This is a genomic window from Chryseobacterium oryctis (genome assembly GCF_025971925.1).
GTDB lineage: Bacteria > Bacteroidota > Bacteroidia > Flavobacteriales > Weeksellaceae > Chryseobacterium > Chryseobacterium oryctis.
In genome coordinates, this window is the sequence record NZ_JAPDHV010000002.1 from 377350 (window position 1) to 393068 (window position 15719).

Annotated in this window: 13 protein-coding genes; 12 read left to right on the forward strand and 1 reads right to left on the reverse strand. The window is 32.2% G+C overall.

Annotated elements, in window-relative coordinates; all coding sequences use genetic code 11:
* Position 1: 1 nt before the first annotated feature.
* From OH806_RS05525 to OH806_RS05555, 7 genes are all read left to right on the forward strand, one after another.
* Positions 2 to 907: an ADP-ribosylglycohydrolase family protein gene (locus OH806_RS05525; protein ID WP_264742674.1), complete on the forward strand. Its 906-nt coding sequence runs from the start codon at positions 2 to 4 to the stop codon at positions 905 to 907.
* The gene (locus OH806_RS05530; RefSeq protein WP_264742675.1) at positions 897 to 1403 is read left to right on the forward strand and encodes an O-acetyl-ADP-ribose deacetylase; all 507 of its coding nucleotides are present in this window, start codon (positions 897 to 899) and stop codon (positions 1401 to 1403) included. The genes OH806_RS05525 and OH806_RS05530 overlap by 11 nt, the downstream gene beginning before the upstream one ends.
* A gap of 116 nt (positions 1404 to 1519) precedes the next feature.
* Positions 1520 to 2206 (forward strand): SIR2 family NAD-dependent protein deacylase, encoded by a 687-nt coding sequence (locus OH806_RS05535; RefSeq protein WP_264742676.1) that lies wholly within the window; start codon positions 1520 to 1522, stop codon positions 2204 to 2206.
* The gene (locus OH806_RS05540) at positions 2206 to 3144 is read left to right on the forward strand and encodes an ADP-ribosylglycohydrolase family protein (RefSeq protein ID WP_264742677.1); all 939 of its coding nucleotides are present in this window, start codon (positions 2206 to 2208) and stop codon (positions 3142 to 3144) included. The genes OH806_RS05535 and OH806_RS05540 overlap by 1 nt, the downstream gene beginning before the upstream one ends.
* An 11-nt stretch (positions 3145 to 3155) precedes the next feature.
* The gene (locus OH806_RS05545; protein ID WP_264742678.1) at positions 3156 to 3698 is read left to right on the forward strand and encodes an RNA 2'-phosphotransferase; all 543 of its coding nucleotides are present in this window, start codon (positions 3156 to 3158) and stop codon (positions 3696 to 3698) included.
* 213 nt (positions 3699 to 3911) lie between these two features.
* Positions 3912 to 4667 (forward strand): metallophosphoesterase, encoded by a 756-nt coding sequence (locus OH806_RS05550; protein ID WP_264742679.1) that lies wholly within the window; start codon positions 3912 to 3914, stop codon positions 4665 to 4667.
* Positions 4668 to 4892: 225 nt separating this feature from the next.
* Positions 4893 to 6620 (forward strand): M14 family metallopeptidase, encoded by a 1728-nt coding sequence (locus tag OH806_RS05555; RefSeq protein ID WP_264742680.1) that lies wholly within the window; start codon positions 4893 to 4895, stop codon positions 6618 to 6620.
* Positions 6621 to 6658: 38 nt separating this feature from the next.
* Here the strand turns inward: OH806_RS05555 and OH806_RS05560 are convergent, their stop codons facing one another.
* Positions 6659 to 7540: a cupin-like domain-containing protein gene (locus OH806_RS05560; RefSeq protein ID WP_264742681.1), complete on the reverse strand. Its 882-nt coding sequence runs from the start codon at positions 7538 to 7540 to the stop codon at positions 6659 to 6661.
* A 298-nt stretch (positions 7541 to 7838) separates the two neighbouring features.
* Between OH806_RS05560 and OH806_RS05565 the strand changes: the two genes are divergently transcribed.
* The 5 genes from OH806_RS05565 (at position 7839) to glmM (ending at position 15625) form a co-directional block, all read left to right on the forward strand.
* A complete protein-coding gene (locus OH806_RS05565; protein WP_264742682.1) occupies positions 7839 to 10535 on the forward strand; it encodes a carboxypeptidase-like regulatory domain-containing protein in 2697 nt (898 codons plus the stop codon).
* A gap of 130 nt (positions 10536 to 10665) precedes the next feature.
* Complete coding sequence (locus OH806_RS05570; RefSeq protein WP_264742683.1) at positions 10666 to 11586, forward strand: GLPGLI family protein; 921 nt, start codon at positions 10666 to 10668, stop codon at positions 11584 to 11586.
* 131 nt (positions 11587 to 11717) lie between these two features.
* A complete protein-coding gene (locus OH806_RS05575) occupies positions 11718 to 11972 on the forward strand; it encodes a FeoA family protein (RefSeq protein WP_264742684.1) in 255 nt (84 codons plus the stop codon).
* Positions 11972 to 14005 carry a ferrous iron transport protein B gene (gene feoB, locus OH806_RS05580; RefSeq protein WP_264742685.1) on the forward strand — a complete coding sequence of 678 codons (2034 nt, stop codon included), beginning with the start codon at positions 11972 to 11974 and terminating at the stop codon, positions 14003 to 14005. The genes OH806_RS05575 and feoB overlap by 1 nt, the downstream gene beginning before the upstream one ends.
* Before the next feature lie 237 nt (positions 14006 to 14242).
* On the forward strand, positions 14243 to 15625 hold the full coding sequence (gene glmM / locus OH806_RS05585) for a phosphoglucosamine mutase (protein ID WP_264742686.1): 1383 nt from the start codon (positions 14243 to 14245) through the stop codon (positions 15623 to 15625).
* Positions 15626 to 15719 lie beyond the last annotated feature (94 nt).

A 15719-nucleotide genomic window follows, 5' to 3' on the forward strand; every position in this document is an offset into this window, starting at 1 on the left:
AATGGATAGACTACTTCTTGCCTCAAAATCTTTAACAGGAGTTTCTATTGGTGATGCATTTGGAGAGAGCTTTTTTGCAGAAGAAAGATTGATTAAAACCTATATTCATCAAAGAATTATTCCTGAAAGCTCACTGGACTTTACGGATGATACGATTATGGCGATTGCTGTTTTTAAATCGTTGGAAAAATTCGGAGAAATAAATCAAGATTTTTTAGCAGAAGAGTTTACAAAAAATTATTATTTAGATATTAACAGAGGTTACGGACCATCAATGCATCAATATTTTAGAGCTGTAAAAAATGAGGAGAGTTGGAAAGAAATTTCCTATTCAAAATTTGAAGGACAAGGTTCAATGGGAAATGGAGGAGCAATGAGAGCAGCTGTAATTGGAGCATATTTTTATGATGATTTAGTTCAGCTTAAAAGAAATGCAGAGCTTTCATGCGAAGTTACTCATGCTAATAAAGAAGCCATTGAAGGAACGAAAGCAATAGCTTTGGCAGCAGCTTTTGTAATTCAGGAAAAATTAGGATTGATACAATTGAATAAACAGGATTATATTCAAGTCATCCAAAATGAATTGGATGATTCTGATATGAAAAGTAAATTGAATAAGGCAATGTATTTGGATGGAAATCCAAGTATTGAGTTGTTGGTAAAAACTCTTGGAAATGGCACAAAAATGACAGCTCAAGACACTGTTCCAATTGTAATCTGGATGCTTTCGAGATACAGAAAAAGTTTAGAAGAATGTCTTTGGAATACAGTTTCAGCTTTAGGAGATAGAGATACAACTTGTGCTATGGTCGGAGGAATTACTATTTTATGTTGTGACAAAGAAACAATTCCCGATTGGATAAATAATGTTGAAAGTTGGAAAAATAGCAAATTTTATGAAAATTGAATTAATAAAAAGTGATATCACTAAGATTGAAGCTGATGCAATAGTTAATGCAGCAAATTCATCTTTACTTGGAGGTGGAGGAGTTGATGGTGCGATTCATCGTGCAGGAGGAAAGCAGGTTTTGGAAGAATGTCAGGAAATAAGAAATCGACAAGGAAAATGTAAAACAGGAGAAGCGGTAGTAACAACAGCCGGAAATCTCCCTGCAAAATATGTCATTCACACTGTTGGACCAATTTGGAACGGAGACGAAGAAAAAAACTCAAAACTTCTGGCAAATTGCTATCGAAATTCAATGAATTTAGCAGAAAGTCTTGATAGTAAAATAATTGCTTTTCCGAATATCAGTACAGGAGTGTATAAATTTCCAAAGGAACAGGCAGCAAAAATAGCCGTTGATGAGGTAAAAAATTTCAAATCAAAAAACATTGAGAAAGTTATCTTTGTTTGTTTTGATGATGAAAATGAAGAGATTTATAAAAAATTATTGGGATAATAATTTCAAAAACTTATACTCTTTGTTGAGTGAAACGTCTTTGCTAACTTAAAAACGAGAGTCTAATCAAAAAACTTTGCGGACTTTGCGTTAAAATAAATTACAGAAACAGAATAATGAAAAAATTAACCATATTAACCGGCGCAGGAATAAGTGCCGAAAGCGGAATAAAAACATTCAGAGGCGGAGACGGTCTTTGGGAAAATCATAATATAACAGATGTGGCAAGTCCGGAAGGATGGCGAAAAGACAAAGCTTTGGTTTTGGAATTTTATAACCAGAGACGTCGTCAGCTTCACGAGGTTCAGCCCAATGAAGCACACAAATTATTAGCAGAACTGGAAAAACATTTCGAAGTTCAGATTATCACTCAAAACATCGATGATTTGCACGAAAGAGCAGGTTCTACCAATATTCTTCATTTGCATGGTGAACTATTTAAATCTTGTTCTTGCAACAATAAAAACCTGATTTATGAACAAAAAGGAGACATCAATATCGGAGATAAAGCGGAAGATGGAGCGCAACTTCGCCCTTTTATCGTTTGGTTCGGAGAAGATGTTCCATTGATGAAACAAGCAACCAAATTAGCAAAAGAAGCAGATATTTTCATCGTAATCGGAACTTCTTTGCAGGTTTATCCTGCGGCGGGATTGCTTCATGATATAAAAGATGATTGTCTTTTGATAGTTATCAACCCAAATGAAACAGGCTTCGGATACGGGCAAAGAGCGGTTGTAATGAAAGAAACGGCTACTCAGGGAATGAAACAGCTGTTTGATAAATTAGTAAATCTAGCCTAATGAAAAATGCTGTAAAATCCGGGATTTTTGGGGTTTGTATTGGAGATGCTTTAGGTGTTCCAGTGGAATTTAAGAAAAGAGAAGATTTAAAAAAATCTCCTGTTACAGATTATTTAGAATATATGTCTTGGAATCAACCAAAAGGAACCTGGAGTGATGACAGTTCATTAACACTTTGTTTAGCTGATGAATTAACGAAAGGATATGATTTAGAAAAAATAGGACAAAGTTTTGTAAAATGGGTAAAATACGGACATTGGACAGCCCACGGAAAGCTTTTTGATATTGGTGGAACAACGAGACATTCTATTGCAAGATTAATAAAAGGAGAAAGCCCCAAATTTTCAGGAAATATTTTTGAAGAAGATAATGGAAATGGTTCTTTGATGAGGATTCTTCCCTTATCTTTTTATCTTAAAGATGAAGAAAATATTGATAAAATATATTCTGTTGTAAAAGAAGTTTCATCTATTACACATGCTCATTTTCGTTCTGTTTTTGCTTGTTTTATTTATGTAATTTTCGCTATTGAGCTTATCAAAGGAAAGGATAAAAAAGAAGCATATAATTACATGCAAAATATTATATTAAAGTTTGCTGAAAAAGAAGGATTTAACCCAATTGAAATAGCTCTTTTTGAAAAAATTTTAAAGAATAGTATTTCAGATTATCCTGAAGATGAAATTAGAAGCAGCGGATATGTTCTTCACAGTTTGGAAGCCTCTTTATGGTGTTTTCTTAACTCAAAAAGCTATTCGGAAGCGGTTTTAAAAGCAGTGAACTTAGGAGAAGATACCGATACAACGGGAGCCATCACAGGAGGTATCGCAGGAATTTACTACGGATTTGAAAATATTCCTCAAGAATGGATAAATGAGTTGGTTAGGAAAGAAGATATTGAAAAACTGTGTGAAAAATTGGAAAAGAAATTAATGTAAAAACACAAATTATGAACGAAGCACAAAAGAAAAAAATAAGCAAATTTCTAAGTCTGATTCTTCGGCATCAACCTGAAACCATCAATTTAATATTAGATGAAAACGGCTGGGCAAACATTGAAGAATTAAGATTGAAATCTGCTAAAAATAATATACATTTCACTTTGGAAGAACTCGATGAGGTTGTGGAAACCAATGATAAAAAACGTTTTATTTTTAATGAAGATAAAACGAAAATAAGAGCCAATCAGGGACATTCGATTGATATAGATTTGGCATTGAAGCCACAGCAACCTCCCGAATATCTTTATCATGGAACGGCAGAAGCTAATATTTCTTCCATTTTAGAAAAAGGAATCGAAAAAAGAAGTCGTCAACATGTTCATTTGAGTCAGGATAAGGAAACTGCAGCTAAGGTTGGAATGCGTCACGGAAAACCTAAAATTTTGACTATCAGAACAGGAAAAATGTTTGAAAACGGAATTGTATTTTATCTTTCAGAAAATAATGTCTGGCTGACGGATTTTGTGGATAAAAAATATATTTCAAGATGAGTAGAGCTGTATGTCCTAATTGTAATAGAAGTTTTGAATTTAATATAGCCATAGATTGTTTTTTAAGAGTACGAGAAAAAAAATTGATAATAAACCAGCTATTTGCGTTTGGAATTATAAGAAAACTTGTCCACATTGTAATACGGAATTGAGAATGAAAATTGGAGGTCAAGGAGAAAATAACGGTAAATGGTTTGTATTTATTCCCAAAATATGAAAAGAACATTAGCGATAGGAGATATACATGGAGGATTTAAAGCCTTAAAACAAGTTTTGGAAAGAGCAAATGTCATGAAAAATGATAGATTAATTTTTCTTGGAGATTATGTCGATGGCTGGAGCGAATCTTCCCAAATTATTCAGTTCTTAATTGAGCTTTCTGAGGAACAGGAATGTGTTTTTATCAAAGGAAATCATGATGCTTGGACCGAAGATTGGCTTTCTTTCGGAAACGCTCCTGATGTTTGGCTTTTCAATGGTGGAAAAAGCACTGTTGATAGTTATTCCGGATATTCTTTGGAAGAATTGGAAATTCATTTAGAATTTTTTGAAAGGATGAAAAACTACTATGTAGATGAAGAAAACCGTTTGTTTATTCATGCGGGATATTCGTCTATGCATGGTCCCGAAAAAGAAGTTTATTCCAGTAATTACCGATGGGACAGGACACTTTGGGAAACTGCTGTCGCAATGGACAAAAAACTTTCAAAAAATTCGGAACTATATCCAAAAAGATTGCTTTTATATAAAGAAATTTTCATTGGTCACACTCCGACTTTGCATTTAGGAATCAAAGAACCAATCAACAAAGCTAATATTTGGAATTTAGATACAGGTGCAGCTTTCACGGGTTCATTAACAATTATGGATATTAATACAAAAGAATTTTGGCAAAGCGAACCGCTTCCAATTTTATATCCTGATGAGAAAGGAAGAAATGCAGATAATATGAGCGCAAAGACAATTTGAACTTTTTTATAAACCAAAAAGAATATATTTAAAGGTTTAACCATCTGCTCCATTTGCACAATCTGCGAGAGAAAAAATTAAGTGCAAACTTTGTCAATCTGACGAAGGAAGAATCTCAAGTTAGATAATATAGATTCTTCACTCCACTTCGTTCCATTCAATACTAAAAAATAAGCAATCAGTATCCAAACTTTGAGTAATTTTAAACCTTGAAATATTACTTCAATGAAACTGAAATACCTCTTATTTTCTTTCGCTTCGTCTTTGTTTTTTGCTCAAACTCAATTTCAGACTCCTTTTGAAAAAGGAAATGGTAATCAAACCGTTACCTATGATGAAATGAATGTTTATTATCAAAACTTGGAGAAAAACTTTAATACAATTCAATATCTGAAAAAGGGTGAAGATGACAACGGAAAACCAATTTATGTGGCTGTTTTTAATCCTTTCCCTGAAAAAGATTTAAATCAGTTAAGAAAAGAAAAGGCTATTTTGTTTATCAACAATGGGATTCATCCGGGAGAACCGGACGGAATTGATGCAACGATGATGATGATGAGAGATTTAGCGACAAAGAAAATAAAAACTCCACAGAATTTTATTGTTGCTGCAATTTCAGCGTATAATGTGAGCGGAATGCTGAATCGTAATTCGTTTTCAAGAGCCAACCAGAATGGTCCTGAACAATATGGCTTCAGAGGGAACGCCAGAAATTATGATTTGAATCGGGATTTTATAAAAGCAGATTCCAAAAACGCCAGAAGTTTTCAGGAAATTTATCAATGGCTGAAACCTGATGTTTTTATCGATAATCATGTGAGTAACGGAGCGGATTATCAGTATACTTTTACTTACATTTCTACCTTTAAGGAACGTTTGGGAAATGTTTTGGGCGAATATTTCCACAATGATTATCAGGTAAGGAATCTTGAAGATTTAAAGAAATTGGGTTACGAAAGTACACCTTATGTGAATATTCATGGAGATATTCCCGAAGTTGGTTTCGCATCGTTTGAAGATTCACCCAGATATTCTACAGGATATACGTCATTATTTAATTCTTTGGGAACCGTTCCTGAAACACACATGTTGAAACCTTATGACAAAAGAGTTGATGCAACGTACAAATATATGCTCGTAAATCTCCAAAATTTAGACAAAGATTATAAAAAAATAAAACAGCTTCGAATTGAAAACTTAAAGCAATATCAGGCAGGAATGCAGTACGGAATTCGATGGAAAATAGATTCTACACAATATTCCATGATGGATTTTAAAGGTTTTGAAGGAAAGTACAAACCAAGTGAAATTTCCGGGAAACCAAGACTGTATTATGACAGAAATAAACCTTTCACCAAGAGCATAAAACTGTTTACAACAGCAGTTCCTACAGGTTATATTACAATTCCGAAATATTATGTAATTCCGCAGTCGCAATATCGTGTAATTGAGGAATTTAAAAGAAATCAGATTCAAATGGAAATGATTCAAAAGGATAGTACAATTGCTGTTGAGACTTATAAAATCAAAGATTTTAAAACCGTTAAAAGTCCTTACGAAGGTCATTATCTTCATTTTGAAACAAAAGTTGATAAATTGAATAAAAATCTGACTTTTTCAACAGGAGATTATATTGTTTCAACCAATCAGGAAGGGGTAAAGTATATTATTGAAACGTTGGAACCGGAAGCGTTGGATTCCTTCTTCAACTGGAATTTCTTTGATGGTATTTTATCACAAAAAGAATATTATTCGGCATATATTTTTGAAGATACAGCTGCAGAATTATTGAAAAAAGATAAAGATTTAAAACAAAAATTTGAAGCTAAAAAATTATCCGAAAAGGGGTTTGCAGAAGACGGTAATGCTCAGCTTGATTGGGTTTACATGAATTCTCCTTATTTCGAAGATAAAACTTTCAGGCAATACCCTATTTACAGAATTGTACTGTAAAAAACAAAAGACGTTTCAATGGAGAAACGTCTTTCTTTTTATTTTGGTAAACCTCTTTTTAAAGCAATTTCAGCTCGTTTGATGGCGATTTTTTCTTTCCAATCCATATATTTCTTCTTGAAATTCTTCTTCATTATGTCATCAAATTTACGTTGAACGGTAAGGTTCCATAAAGAATGTGCTTTTACTGCCCAAGATTTGTCCCAAGCTCTCAAAGAAATAGAGAAACTTCCGTCAAGGTACTTCATCCAGTGCCACCATCCTGTAGGCATAAATAAAGTGTCTCCGTGCTCAAGGAAGCATTCGATACCTTCTACACCATCTAATGCAGGGAATTTTGTGAAATCTGGATTTTCAATATCATAATCTTCTAAAGCATACGTTGCATAAGGAATTTGATATAATCTTTCTTTCCATTTATAATCGAAAAGAAGAATATGTTTTCTTCCGTTAAAATGGGTGTGGAAAATATGAGCCATATCGATATCGAAGTGAAGGAAGGTTACAGAACCTTTTCCTCCGAAGAACATGTTTGGATATTTATCTAAAAATCCACCCATTAATTCTTTTGGCGAAATATAATCTTCTAATAATTTAGGAGCAAATTTTATAGGGTCAAAAAGGAAAATTCTAAGATCGGTCGGCTCTCTTTGAATAAGATCTATATAGTCTCCGAATTTCATTTTAGAAGCAGAAGCATTTATAGGAGCCGAAGGATCGGCTTTAGAACTATCATAAAGTGGAACTTCAATATCTCCAACAACTTCCTTCATGTATTCCATTGTCCATTTCTGATAAGCGGGCCATTTTCTAGCCATGTTTTTGATGACAACGGGCTTTCTAGGTTTTAAATATTTTTCTATAAATTCTTCTTGAGTAATATCATCAACAACATCTATAGGCTTTAAAATAATTCCCATTTTATAAATTTTATGTTACAAAATTATTAAATAATTACTTAATGATATTAAGATTAAGTTTTTTTTAATCTATGATTCAAATCATGATTTTAAATATATAGAACAGATAAAAGCAAAAATAAAATTACTAAAAAATATGATTTTGATTTAAAAAAAATTAGCAGAAATATGTTTTTAAAATAATATCACTATTTTTGTAGTTATAAATTTAAGTTTAACTTTTTAAATAGAATTGAATCTTTAATAAGTGTAACAAATATTCATACGTAATGACTAATTACTTAAATAATATACTATTATGATAAAGAAAATTTATTTGGTTCTAATGATGCTTTTCTCTGTTGTGATTTTTGCGCAAAAGACAGTTTCAGGGAAAGTGACTGATGAGGACGGAGTTGCAATTCCTAGTGCAAGTGTGACGGTAGAAGAGCCAGGAAAGGATGCTATTTTAGCTTACGGAATTACCAATTCAAAAGGAGAATATAAGGTAACCTTCACTTCTTCTGAACCTAATGTGGATTTAAAAATAAAAGCATTCAATCAAAAGCCACTAACGAAACAAATAAGCAATAGTGATCAGACATTAAGTTTTAAAATGCAGTCTGAAGCTACTGAAATCAAAGAGGTTAAGATAAAAACTAAATTAATAACCTCAAGAGGAGATACGATTGCTTATGATCTTAAAGCTTTTGACAGTAAAAGTGACAGAACGCTTGCCGATGTGATGAAAAAAATTCCGGGAATTGAAGTAAATGCAGACGGGAGTATTCTGTATCAGGGTAATGCCATCAATAAATTTTATGTAAACGGAAAAGACCTTATGGAAGGAGGTTATGGAACCATCAATAACTCGCTTCCAAAAGATGCCGTACAAAAAGTTGAAGTTCTTGAAAATCATCAGCCGGTAAAAATTCTTCAGGATAAAGTACCTTCAGATCAAGCTGCTATTAATATTAAGTTGAAAAACTCTGTTACAATGACAGGTAGAGGAGAAGTAGGTATTGGAGGAAGTCCTTTATTATGGAATGTAAAATTAACGCCTATGTTTTTCGGACAGAAAAGCCAGTGGGTGGTTAATTATAAAACCAATAACATGGGAGAGCAGGTAGAAAATGAAGGAAATATATTGGGAAGTATGAATATGTGGGAGGGGAGAAGATCAAGTATGTCTCAAAATAACTGGCTCAATATTGAAACAGCAAGTACGCCCAACTTACCTGTGAAAAGATATTTAATGAATAATGTTCATTTTCTGTCAGCCAACTATCTTACAAATATTGATAGTAAAAAAGAATGGGAGTTTAAAGCAAATGCTAATTACACTAATAATGCAGTAGAAAGAGAATCTAATAGTGTTGTAACTGATATCCAGCAAGGAACTCAGTATAACATGAATTTTTTAAATAATTTTTATACTGATAAACTAAAAGGAGAGTTGATTTTTACTAAAAACGCTAAAAAAGGATTTTTCAAAAATACAACAAGCTTTAGTCAATTCTGGAATGCAGATAGAGGTTTTGCAGATAGAGCAGGAAGATCTGGAAATCAATCTGTAGAATCACCAACTTCATCTTTCCAAAACTCTTTAAGTACTATTATTCCTTGGAAAGAAAAAATGGTAAATTTCAGGTCATTCATTAGTTATCAGGATGATAAACAAACGCTAGAAATTTTCCCGGCAGACTATTTACAGTTTCCATATAAAGATCCAGTTACAGGAGATTTTACAACGATCGAATTTATTTCAGGTAGTAAGGCAATACAAAACTTTAGGATTAAAAGTTTAGAAACATCTCATTCTGCTAATGTAAGCTTTTCAACAAAAGGATGGACTTTCACTCCTCAAGTTGGATTGGATTTCTCAACAGATAAATTAACAACCAATTTTGATGGCTTTACAACAAGCAATTTCCCAGACTTTAGTAGTTTTTCTTATGAAAATAACTTAAAATTTACAAGATTTAAACCAACTGCATCATTAGGGGTTAATTATAAATCTGATTCTTGGAATTTGTTTGCTAATTTTCCGGTTAATTTCAATAATATTAAAGCAGAAGATGATTTAAGAGGGGTTTCTAAATCATTAAATAAAGTTACTTTTACTCCAAATGTTTTTGCACAATATTCCTTTGCTTCATTTTTTAAAGCAAGTATAAATGGAAATATTAGCAATACTTTTGGTGATATACAAACGGCATATGCCGGATATATTTTGACAAATCCGGGAGGATTTAATGTGATGAATCCTAAAAATCCTATTCCTGAAACCAATTCAAAAAGTGCGGGGGCAAGATTAGAGTATAGAAATCCTTTGAATAATCTTTTCTTTAATGTTGGATATAATTTAAGTGATACAAAAAATAATCTATTAGCATCTAGTGCTGTTAACGAATTAGGATTTAGTGTAATTGAATACATAGAAAGTGAAAATAAAAGAACAAGTAACAGTTATTATGCAGAAATTGGTAAGTATTTTCCTAAATTTAAGACCAATGCATCATTAACGTTCAGTGATACCAATTCAAAATCTCAATCAAGAAGAAATAATCAGGATATTAATACTTCAAATAAAGGAAATTCTCTAGGGTTTAAATTTAATAACACCTATTTCTCTTGGATGAGTATAGATTTTAATATGACAAAGTCATGGAATAAGCAATCCAATGGCATTATTCAAAATGATCTTGGTAAAACAGAAGGATATACTCATAACTTAAATGTATTCTTCTATCCTATAGAAAATCATACATTAGGATTTTATTGGGATCAAATTAACTCAAATCTAGGACAAACCAAATTAAACAATGGGTTTTTTGATGTTTCCTATCAATTTACTTGGTCTAAAAAGAAAATTGATTTTGAACTAAAATGGATGAACATTGCAGATAAAAAAGTTTTCGAGAGAATAAATGTAGGAGATGCTACAATTACACAAACAAAAATGCAGCTTCGCCCGAGCCAAGTAATGTTTACGGTAAAATTCAATTTTAAATAAAAATAAAAACCAATCTCACCGAGGTTGGTTTTTTATTTAAGCGGTGATGTTATAAAATATGAAATAATAAAGTTGAAAAAATCTGTAACAAAAAATAAGAAGGATAAACTAATTAATAAAGATTATTACAATGAAAAAACTTTTTTCAGTATTTTTTATAGCTATTGTTGCTTTTGTAAGCGCGCAGGAAAATGAATCAAAAGAAACCGCGAATCGTTTTATTTATGAGTTGACTTTTAAACCTAAAAAAGACTCTACAAAAATTGATAAAGTGCATACAATTCTTGATATAACAGATAAAAACAGATCGGTTTATCAAGATTATACTGTCATTGTTCAGGATTCTATCATGAAAGTGGAAATTGAAGCAATGCAAAAAGCAGGCACAATGAAAGACCTTTCAAAATCAATAAGACAGCCTAAAATGTCTGCAAGAATCTATAAATTTTATCCAAGTATGAAAGTACAATATGTGGATAAAATTGCCAACGGATTCACTCCTAGTAATATTGGTTACAATGAAGAGATTAAATTTAATTGGAAAATTTTAGCAGATAAAGAAAAAATTGGAGCTTATAATACTCAAAAAGCAACAACGGAATTTGGAGGTAGAAAATGGACAGCTTGGTTTAGCACAGATATTCCTTTTCAGGACGGACCCTATAAATTTTCAGGGCTTCCAGGGCTGATTGTTAAAATTGAAGATGAAGAGAAAAATTATTCTTGGGTTTTACAAGGAAATAAGAAAGTTAATGATTATACAGAATATTCTTATATAGAAAATCTGATGCATGCTAAAGGAGGAAAAGTAAATGAATTATCTCGTGAAAAGTTTGAAAAAACATTTAATGATTACAAAAAAGATCCTTTTGCATCAGTAAGACCTATGATGACGCAAGAAATGTTATCTAAAACGATTCCCGGGATGGATGGAACGATTGGGGATATGATGAAGAAACAAGAAAAACAATACAAAGACTTTTATAGTGCTATTGATAATCCAATCGAAAAAGAGGTACAATCTCAACCTTCGGATAAAAAGAAAAAATAATTTCATGTCAACTAAATTATATTGCAAATCAACCCAAACATATTATTATGTTTGGGTTGATTTTTTTTGTGTAACACAGTTATTTAGATTAAATTTAAATAACGTATATTTGCATGACAAAAAAGTAGGCTTTGAAAGTAAAAGATTTACATAAGTTGAGCGGATTTCCTAAAAACAAAATGGGAAAGATTTTGAGATATGATAATGATCATCTTAAAATGCCCAATAAAATCATTGAAATGGGGCTTTTGCCAGAAACTGTTTTCCGAATTTTGTACCAGGCTCCGTTTAATGGTCCAATGTATGTTGAATTTGGTGAAGAAAAAAGCCGTATCGCTCTTCGTGAAGAGGAAGGGGATTTTATCATTGTTGAAGAATTGAATTAATGCAGAACAATAAGAAAAAAAAGGTACTTTTAGTAGGGAATCCGAATGTAGGAAAATCAACGGTTTTTAATGCTCTTTGTAATAAAAAACAAAAAACCGGCAACTATGCAGGGGTTACCGTTGCAAGTCATTCAGGGAATTATACCTTTAAGAATGAAGATGTTGAGGTGGTAGATTTACCAGGTTCTTATAGTGTTTATCCAAGTTCGGAAGACGAAGCTATTTTTTCTAAATTTCTTATCGACGAACAAAAAAACTATGCAGGAGTTATCTACATTCTTGAAGCGCTAAGTTTAAAAAGAGGACTTCTTTTGTTTCAGCAGATTCAGGATTTGGGAATTCCAACAATTTTAGTGGTTAATCAAATTGATCAGGCAGAAAAGAGAGGTATTTCTATTGCTACTCAAAAACTTTCAGAGGCTTTAGGTATTAAAATTATTAAAACCAATGCAAAAGAGCAAATTGGTATTGAAGAAATAAAAGAAGCAATTTTAAATAATCAATTTGTAAAAAAAGACAATCCATCATTTGAAACTCCAAGTGAACATAAAGAATTTATTCAGAAAATAGCCTCTCAAAAAGGGTTTGAGAATGAATATAAAGCTTGGATGAGTCTTTCTTTCGGAACAGATTTAGGAAGAATAGAATCTGTTGCCGAGCAAATGAATGATCCAGATTCAAAAAGTTTGGTTCCTAAAAGATTACAGGTTCAAGAAACCGTAAGGCGATATCAGAATATTGATAAGGTTTTATCAAACGTTATATCGAAAAAAGCTCAATTCAAAGAATTATTAACGGAAAAGCTAGACAAAATTTTAGTTCATAAATTCTGGGGATATGTGATTTTTATGATGATTTTGTTAATCATTTTCCAGAGTGTTTTCTTTTTGGCTGAATATCCAATGACTTGGATTGAAGATTTCTTCTCTTGGTTATCTGCTTTTACGACAGAACATTTACCGGAAGGACCTATCAATTCATTGGTTTCAAACGGAATTGTTCCGGGAATTGGAGGTATTGTGGTCTTTGCTCCTCAAATTGGAATTCTATTGTATTTCCTTTATCTACTGGAAGACTCAGGATATATGGCGAGAGTTGTTTTCCTTATGGATAGACTTTTAAGACCTTTCGGCTTGAACGGGAAAAGTATTGTTCCATTAGTTTCAGGAACGGCGTGTGCTATTCCTGCTGTAATATCAACAAGAAATATTGAAAATGTAAAGGAAAGATTGCTAACCATTTTGGTAACTCCTTTTATGACGTGTTCAGCGAGGTTACCTGTTTATAGTATCATTATTGGTTTAATTATTTCAGACGGAACATTTTTAGGAGTAAAATATAAAGCCTTGGTATTAATGGGGATGTATTTATTAGGGTTTTTAGTTGCTTTATTTTCGGCAGCAATCCTTAATAAATTCATTAAAAATAAAGGAAAAACTTATTTGGTAATGGATTTACCTACTTATAAAAAACCACTTTTCGGATACGATTTCAAAATGGTTTTAGGTAAGGTTTGGGAATTCATTACAGGAGCGGGTAAAATTATCTTCATTGTAAGTATTATTATCTGGTTTTTAAGTTATTTTGGTCCAAAACAGGAACCTAATCAGCTTGTTGCAACAGATGTAGAGTTAGACCATTCTTATTTAGCAAAAATGGGAAAATCAATTGAACCAATGATAGAACCTCTTGGTTATGATTGGAAAATGGGAGTTGGTATTCTTACGAGTTTCGTAGCTAGAGAAGTTTTTGTAGGTACGATGTCAACATTGTACAGTTTGGAAGATGATGCTCCTGAAGTGAAAGTAATTGATAAAATGCGTAGAGATGTGAAACCAAATGGCGAAAAAGTCTTCAGTTTTGCGACGGGTATTTCAGTACTTTTATTTTACGCATTTGCAATGCAGTGTGTTTCTACACTTGCAGTAGTCTACAGAGAAACCAAAAGCTGGAAATGGACAGTTTTTCAGGTTGTTATGATGACAGGTTTGGCATATTTTGTGTCGATGATAGTTTATCAGATTTTAAAATAATGGATTTTTCATTAATTGTACAGTACATAATTATCTTTATTATTGTTGCATTTGCCTGTTTCTCTTTATTTAAAGTACTCAGGAGAAACTTTGCACCAAAGAGATTCAGTTCCAAAAGAACAAACTGTGATAAAGATTGCGGATGTTCATAACTTTCTGACGTGATGTGGTAAATAATATCTAATTTTGCTTAATTTTAATTAAATAGAAAAAAAGTAAAATTATAAAACACTTAGAATGTCATTAATAAAAAGCATTTCAGGAATCAGAGGAACTATTGGTGGAAAAGTAAATGATAATTTGACTCCGCTTGATGTAGTAAAATTTGCTTCCGCATTCGGGACTTGGCTTCAGAATAATAAAAATAGAAAAGATTTAACGCTGGTAATAGGAAGAGATGCCAGAATCTCTGGTCAAATGGTTTCCTCATTGGTTACAGCTACTTTACAAGGGCTTGGAATCAACGTGATTGATTTAGGGCTTTCTACAACTCCAACTGTTGAAATAATGGTTCCTGAGCTTAAAGCTGATGGAGGTATTATTCTTACAGCTTCTCATAATCCAAAACAGTGGAACGCTCTTAAATTATTAAATGATAAAGGAGAATTTATCAGTGGAGAAAACGGAGCAGAAGTTTTGATTTTGGCTGAAAGTGAAAACTTTAACTATGCTGAGGTTGATAATTTAGGAAAATATGAAACAAGAGACGATGCTTTTGATATTCATATTCAGCAGATTCTAGATTTACCAATGGTAGATGCAGAAGCAATTAAATCTAAGAAATTCAAAGTGGTTTTGGATGCTGTAAATTCTACAGGAGGTATTGCAATTCCAATGTTACTAGATAAATTAGGTTGTGAAACAGTAAAATTATATTGTGAACCGACAGGTCATTTTCCACACAATCCGGAGCCGTTGAAGGAGCATTTAGGAGATATTTGCGAATTGGTGAAAAAAGAAGGTGCAGATTTTGGAGTAGTTGTAGACCCTGATGTTGACAGATTAGCGTTAATTGATGAAAAAGGCGAAATGTTCGGGGAAGAATATACTTTGGTTGCCGTTGCTGATTATTTATTGAAAAATAAGAATGGAGTAGCTATTTCAAATCTTTCTTCAAGTCGAGCATTGAGAGATGTTGCTCAAACTCACAATTCAGAATATTTTGCAAGTGCTGTAGGAGAAGTAAATGTGGTTACTTTAATGAAAGAGAAAAATGCAGTAATTGGTGGAGAAGGAAACGGAGGTATTATATATCCTGATTTGCATTACGGAAGAGATTCTTTGGTAGGGGTAGCATTATTTTTAACTCATTTGGCAAAAGAAAACAAAACTGTTTCTGAATTAAGAGCAGGTTATCCAAGCTATTTTATGGGTAAAAAGAAAATAGAATTGACTCCCGAAATCGATGTAGATACTCTTTTAACTAAAATGGAAAAAGAATATCAAAATGAAGAGGTTTCTACAGTAGATGGAGTAAAAATAGATTTTGAAAACAATTGGGTCCACCTTAGAAAATCTAATACAGAACCGATTATCAGAATTTATACAGAGGCTAAATCTCAGGAAGAAGCCGACAAATTAGGTGATGAAATGATAGCTAAAATCAATAGTTTGATTTAAAAAAATTAACGTCTATTTCATCATTTTGAAATTTAAAAATTACTAACTTTATATTAAGATTTTCAGAAACGAGTATTTGTATATCTCATATCTC

Coding starts and splice junctions, on each gene's coding strand:
- OH806_RS05525 (WP_264742674.1), top strand. CDS start 2: ATGGATAGACTACTTCTTGCCTCAAAATCTTTAACAGGAGTTTCTATT.
- OH806_RS05530 (WP_264742675.1), top strand. CDS start 897: ATGAAAATTGAATTAATAAAAAGTGATATCACTAAGATTGAAGCTGAT.
- OH806_RS05535 (WP_264742676.1), top strand. CDS start 1,520: ATGAAAAAATTAACCATATTAACCGGCGCAGGAATAAGTGCCGAAAGC.
- OH806_RS05540 (WP_264742677.1), top strand. CDS start 2,206: ATGAAAAATGCTGTAAAATCCGGGATTTTTGGGGTTTGTATTGGAGAT.
- OH806_RS05545 (WP_264742678.1), top strand. CDS start 3,156: ATGAACGAAGCACAAAAGAAAAAAATAAGCAAATTTCTAAGTCTGATT.
- OH806_RS05550 (WP_264742679.1), top strand. CDS start 3,912: ATGAAAAGAACATTAGCGATAGGAGATATACATGGAGGATTTAAAGCC.
- OH806_RS05555 (WP_264742680.1), top strand. CDS start 4,893: ATGAAACTGAAATACCTCTTATTTTCTTTCGCTTCGTCTTTGTTTTTT.
- OH806_RS05560 (WP_264742681.1), bottom strand. CDS start 7,540: ATGGGAATTATTTTAAAGCCTATAGATGTTGTTGATGATATTACTCAA.
- OH806_RS05565 (WP_264742682.1), top strand. CDS start 7,839: ATGATAAAGAAAATTTATTTGGTTCTAATGATGCTTTTCTCTGTTGTG.
- OH806_RS05570 (WP_264742683.1), top strand. CDS start 10,666: ATGAAAAAACTTTTTTCAGTATTTTTTATAGCTATTGTTGCTTTTGTA.
- feoB (WP_264742685.1), top strand. CDS start 11,972: ATGCAGAACAATAAGAAAAAAAAGGTACTTTTAGTAGGGAATCCGAAT.
- glmM (WP_264742686.1), top strand. CDS start 14,243: ATGTCATTAATAAAAAGCATTTCAGGAATCAGAGGAACTATTGGTGGA.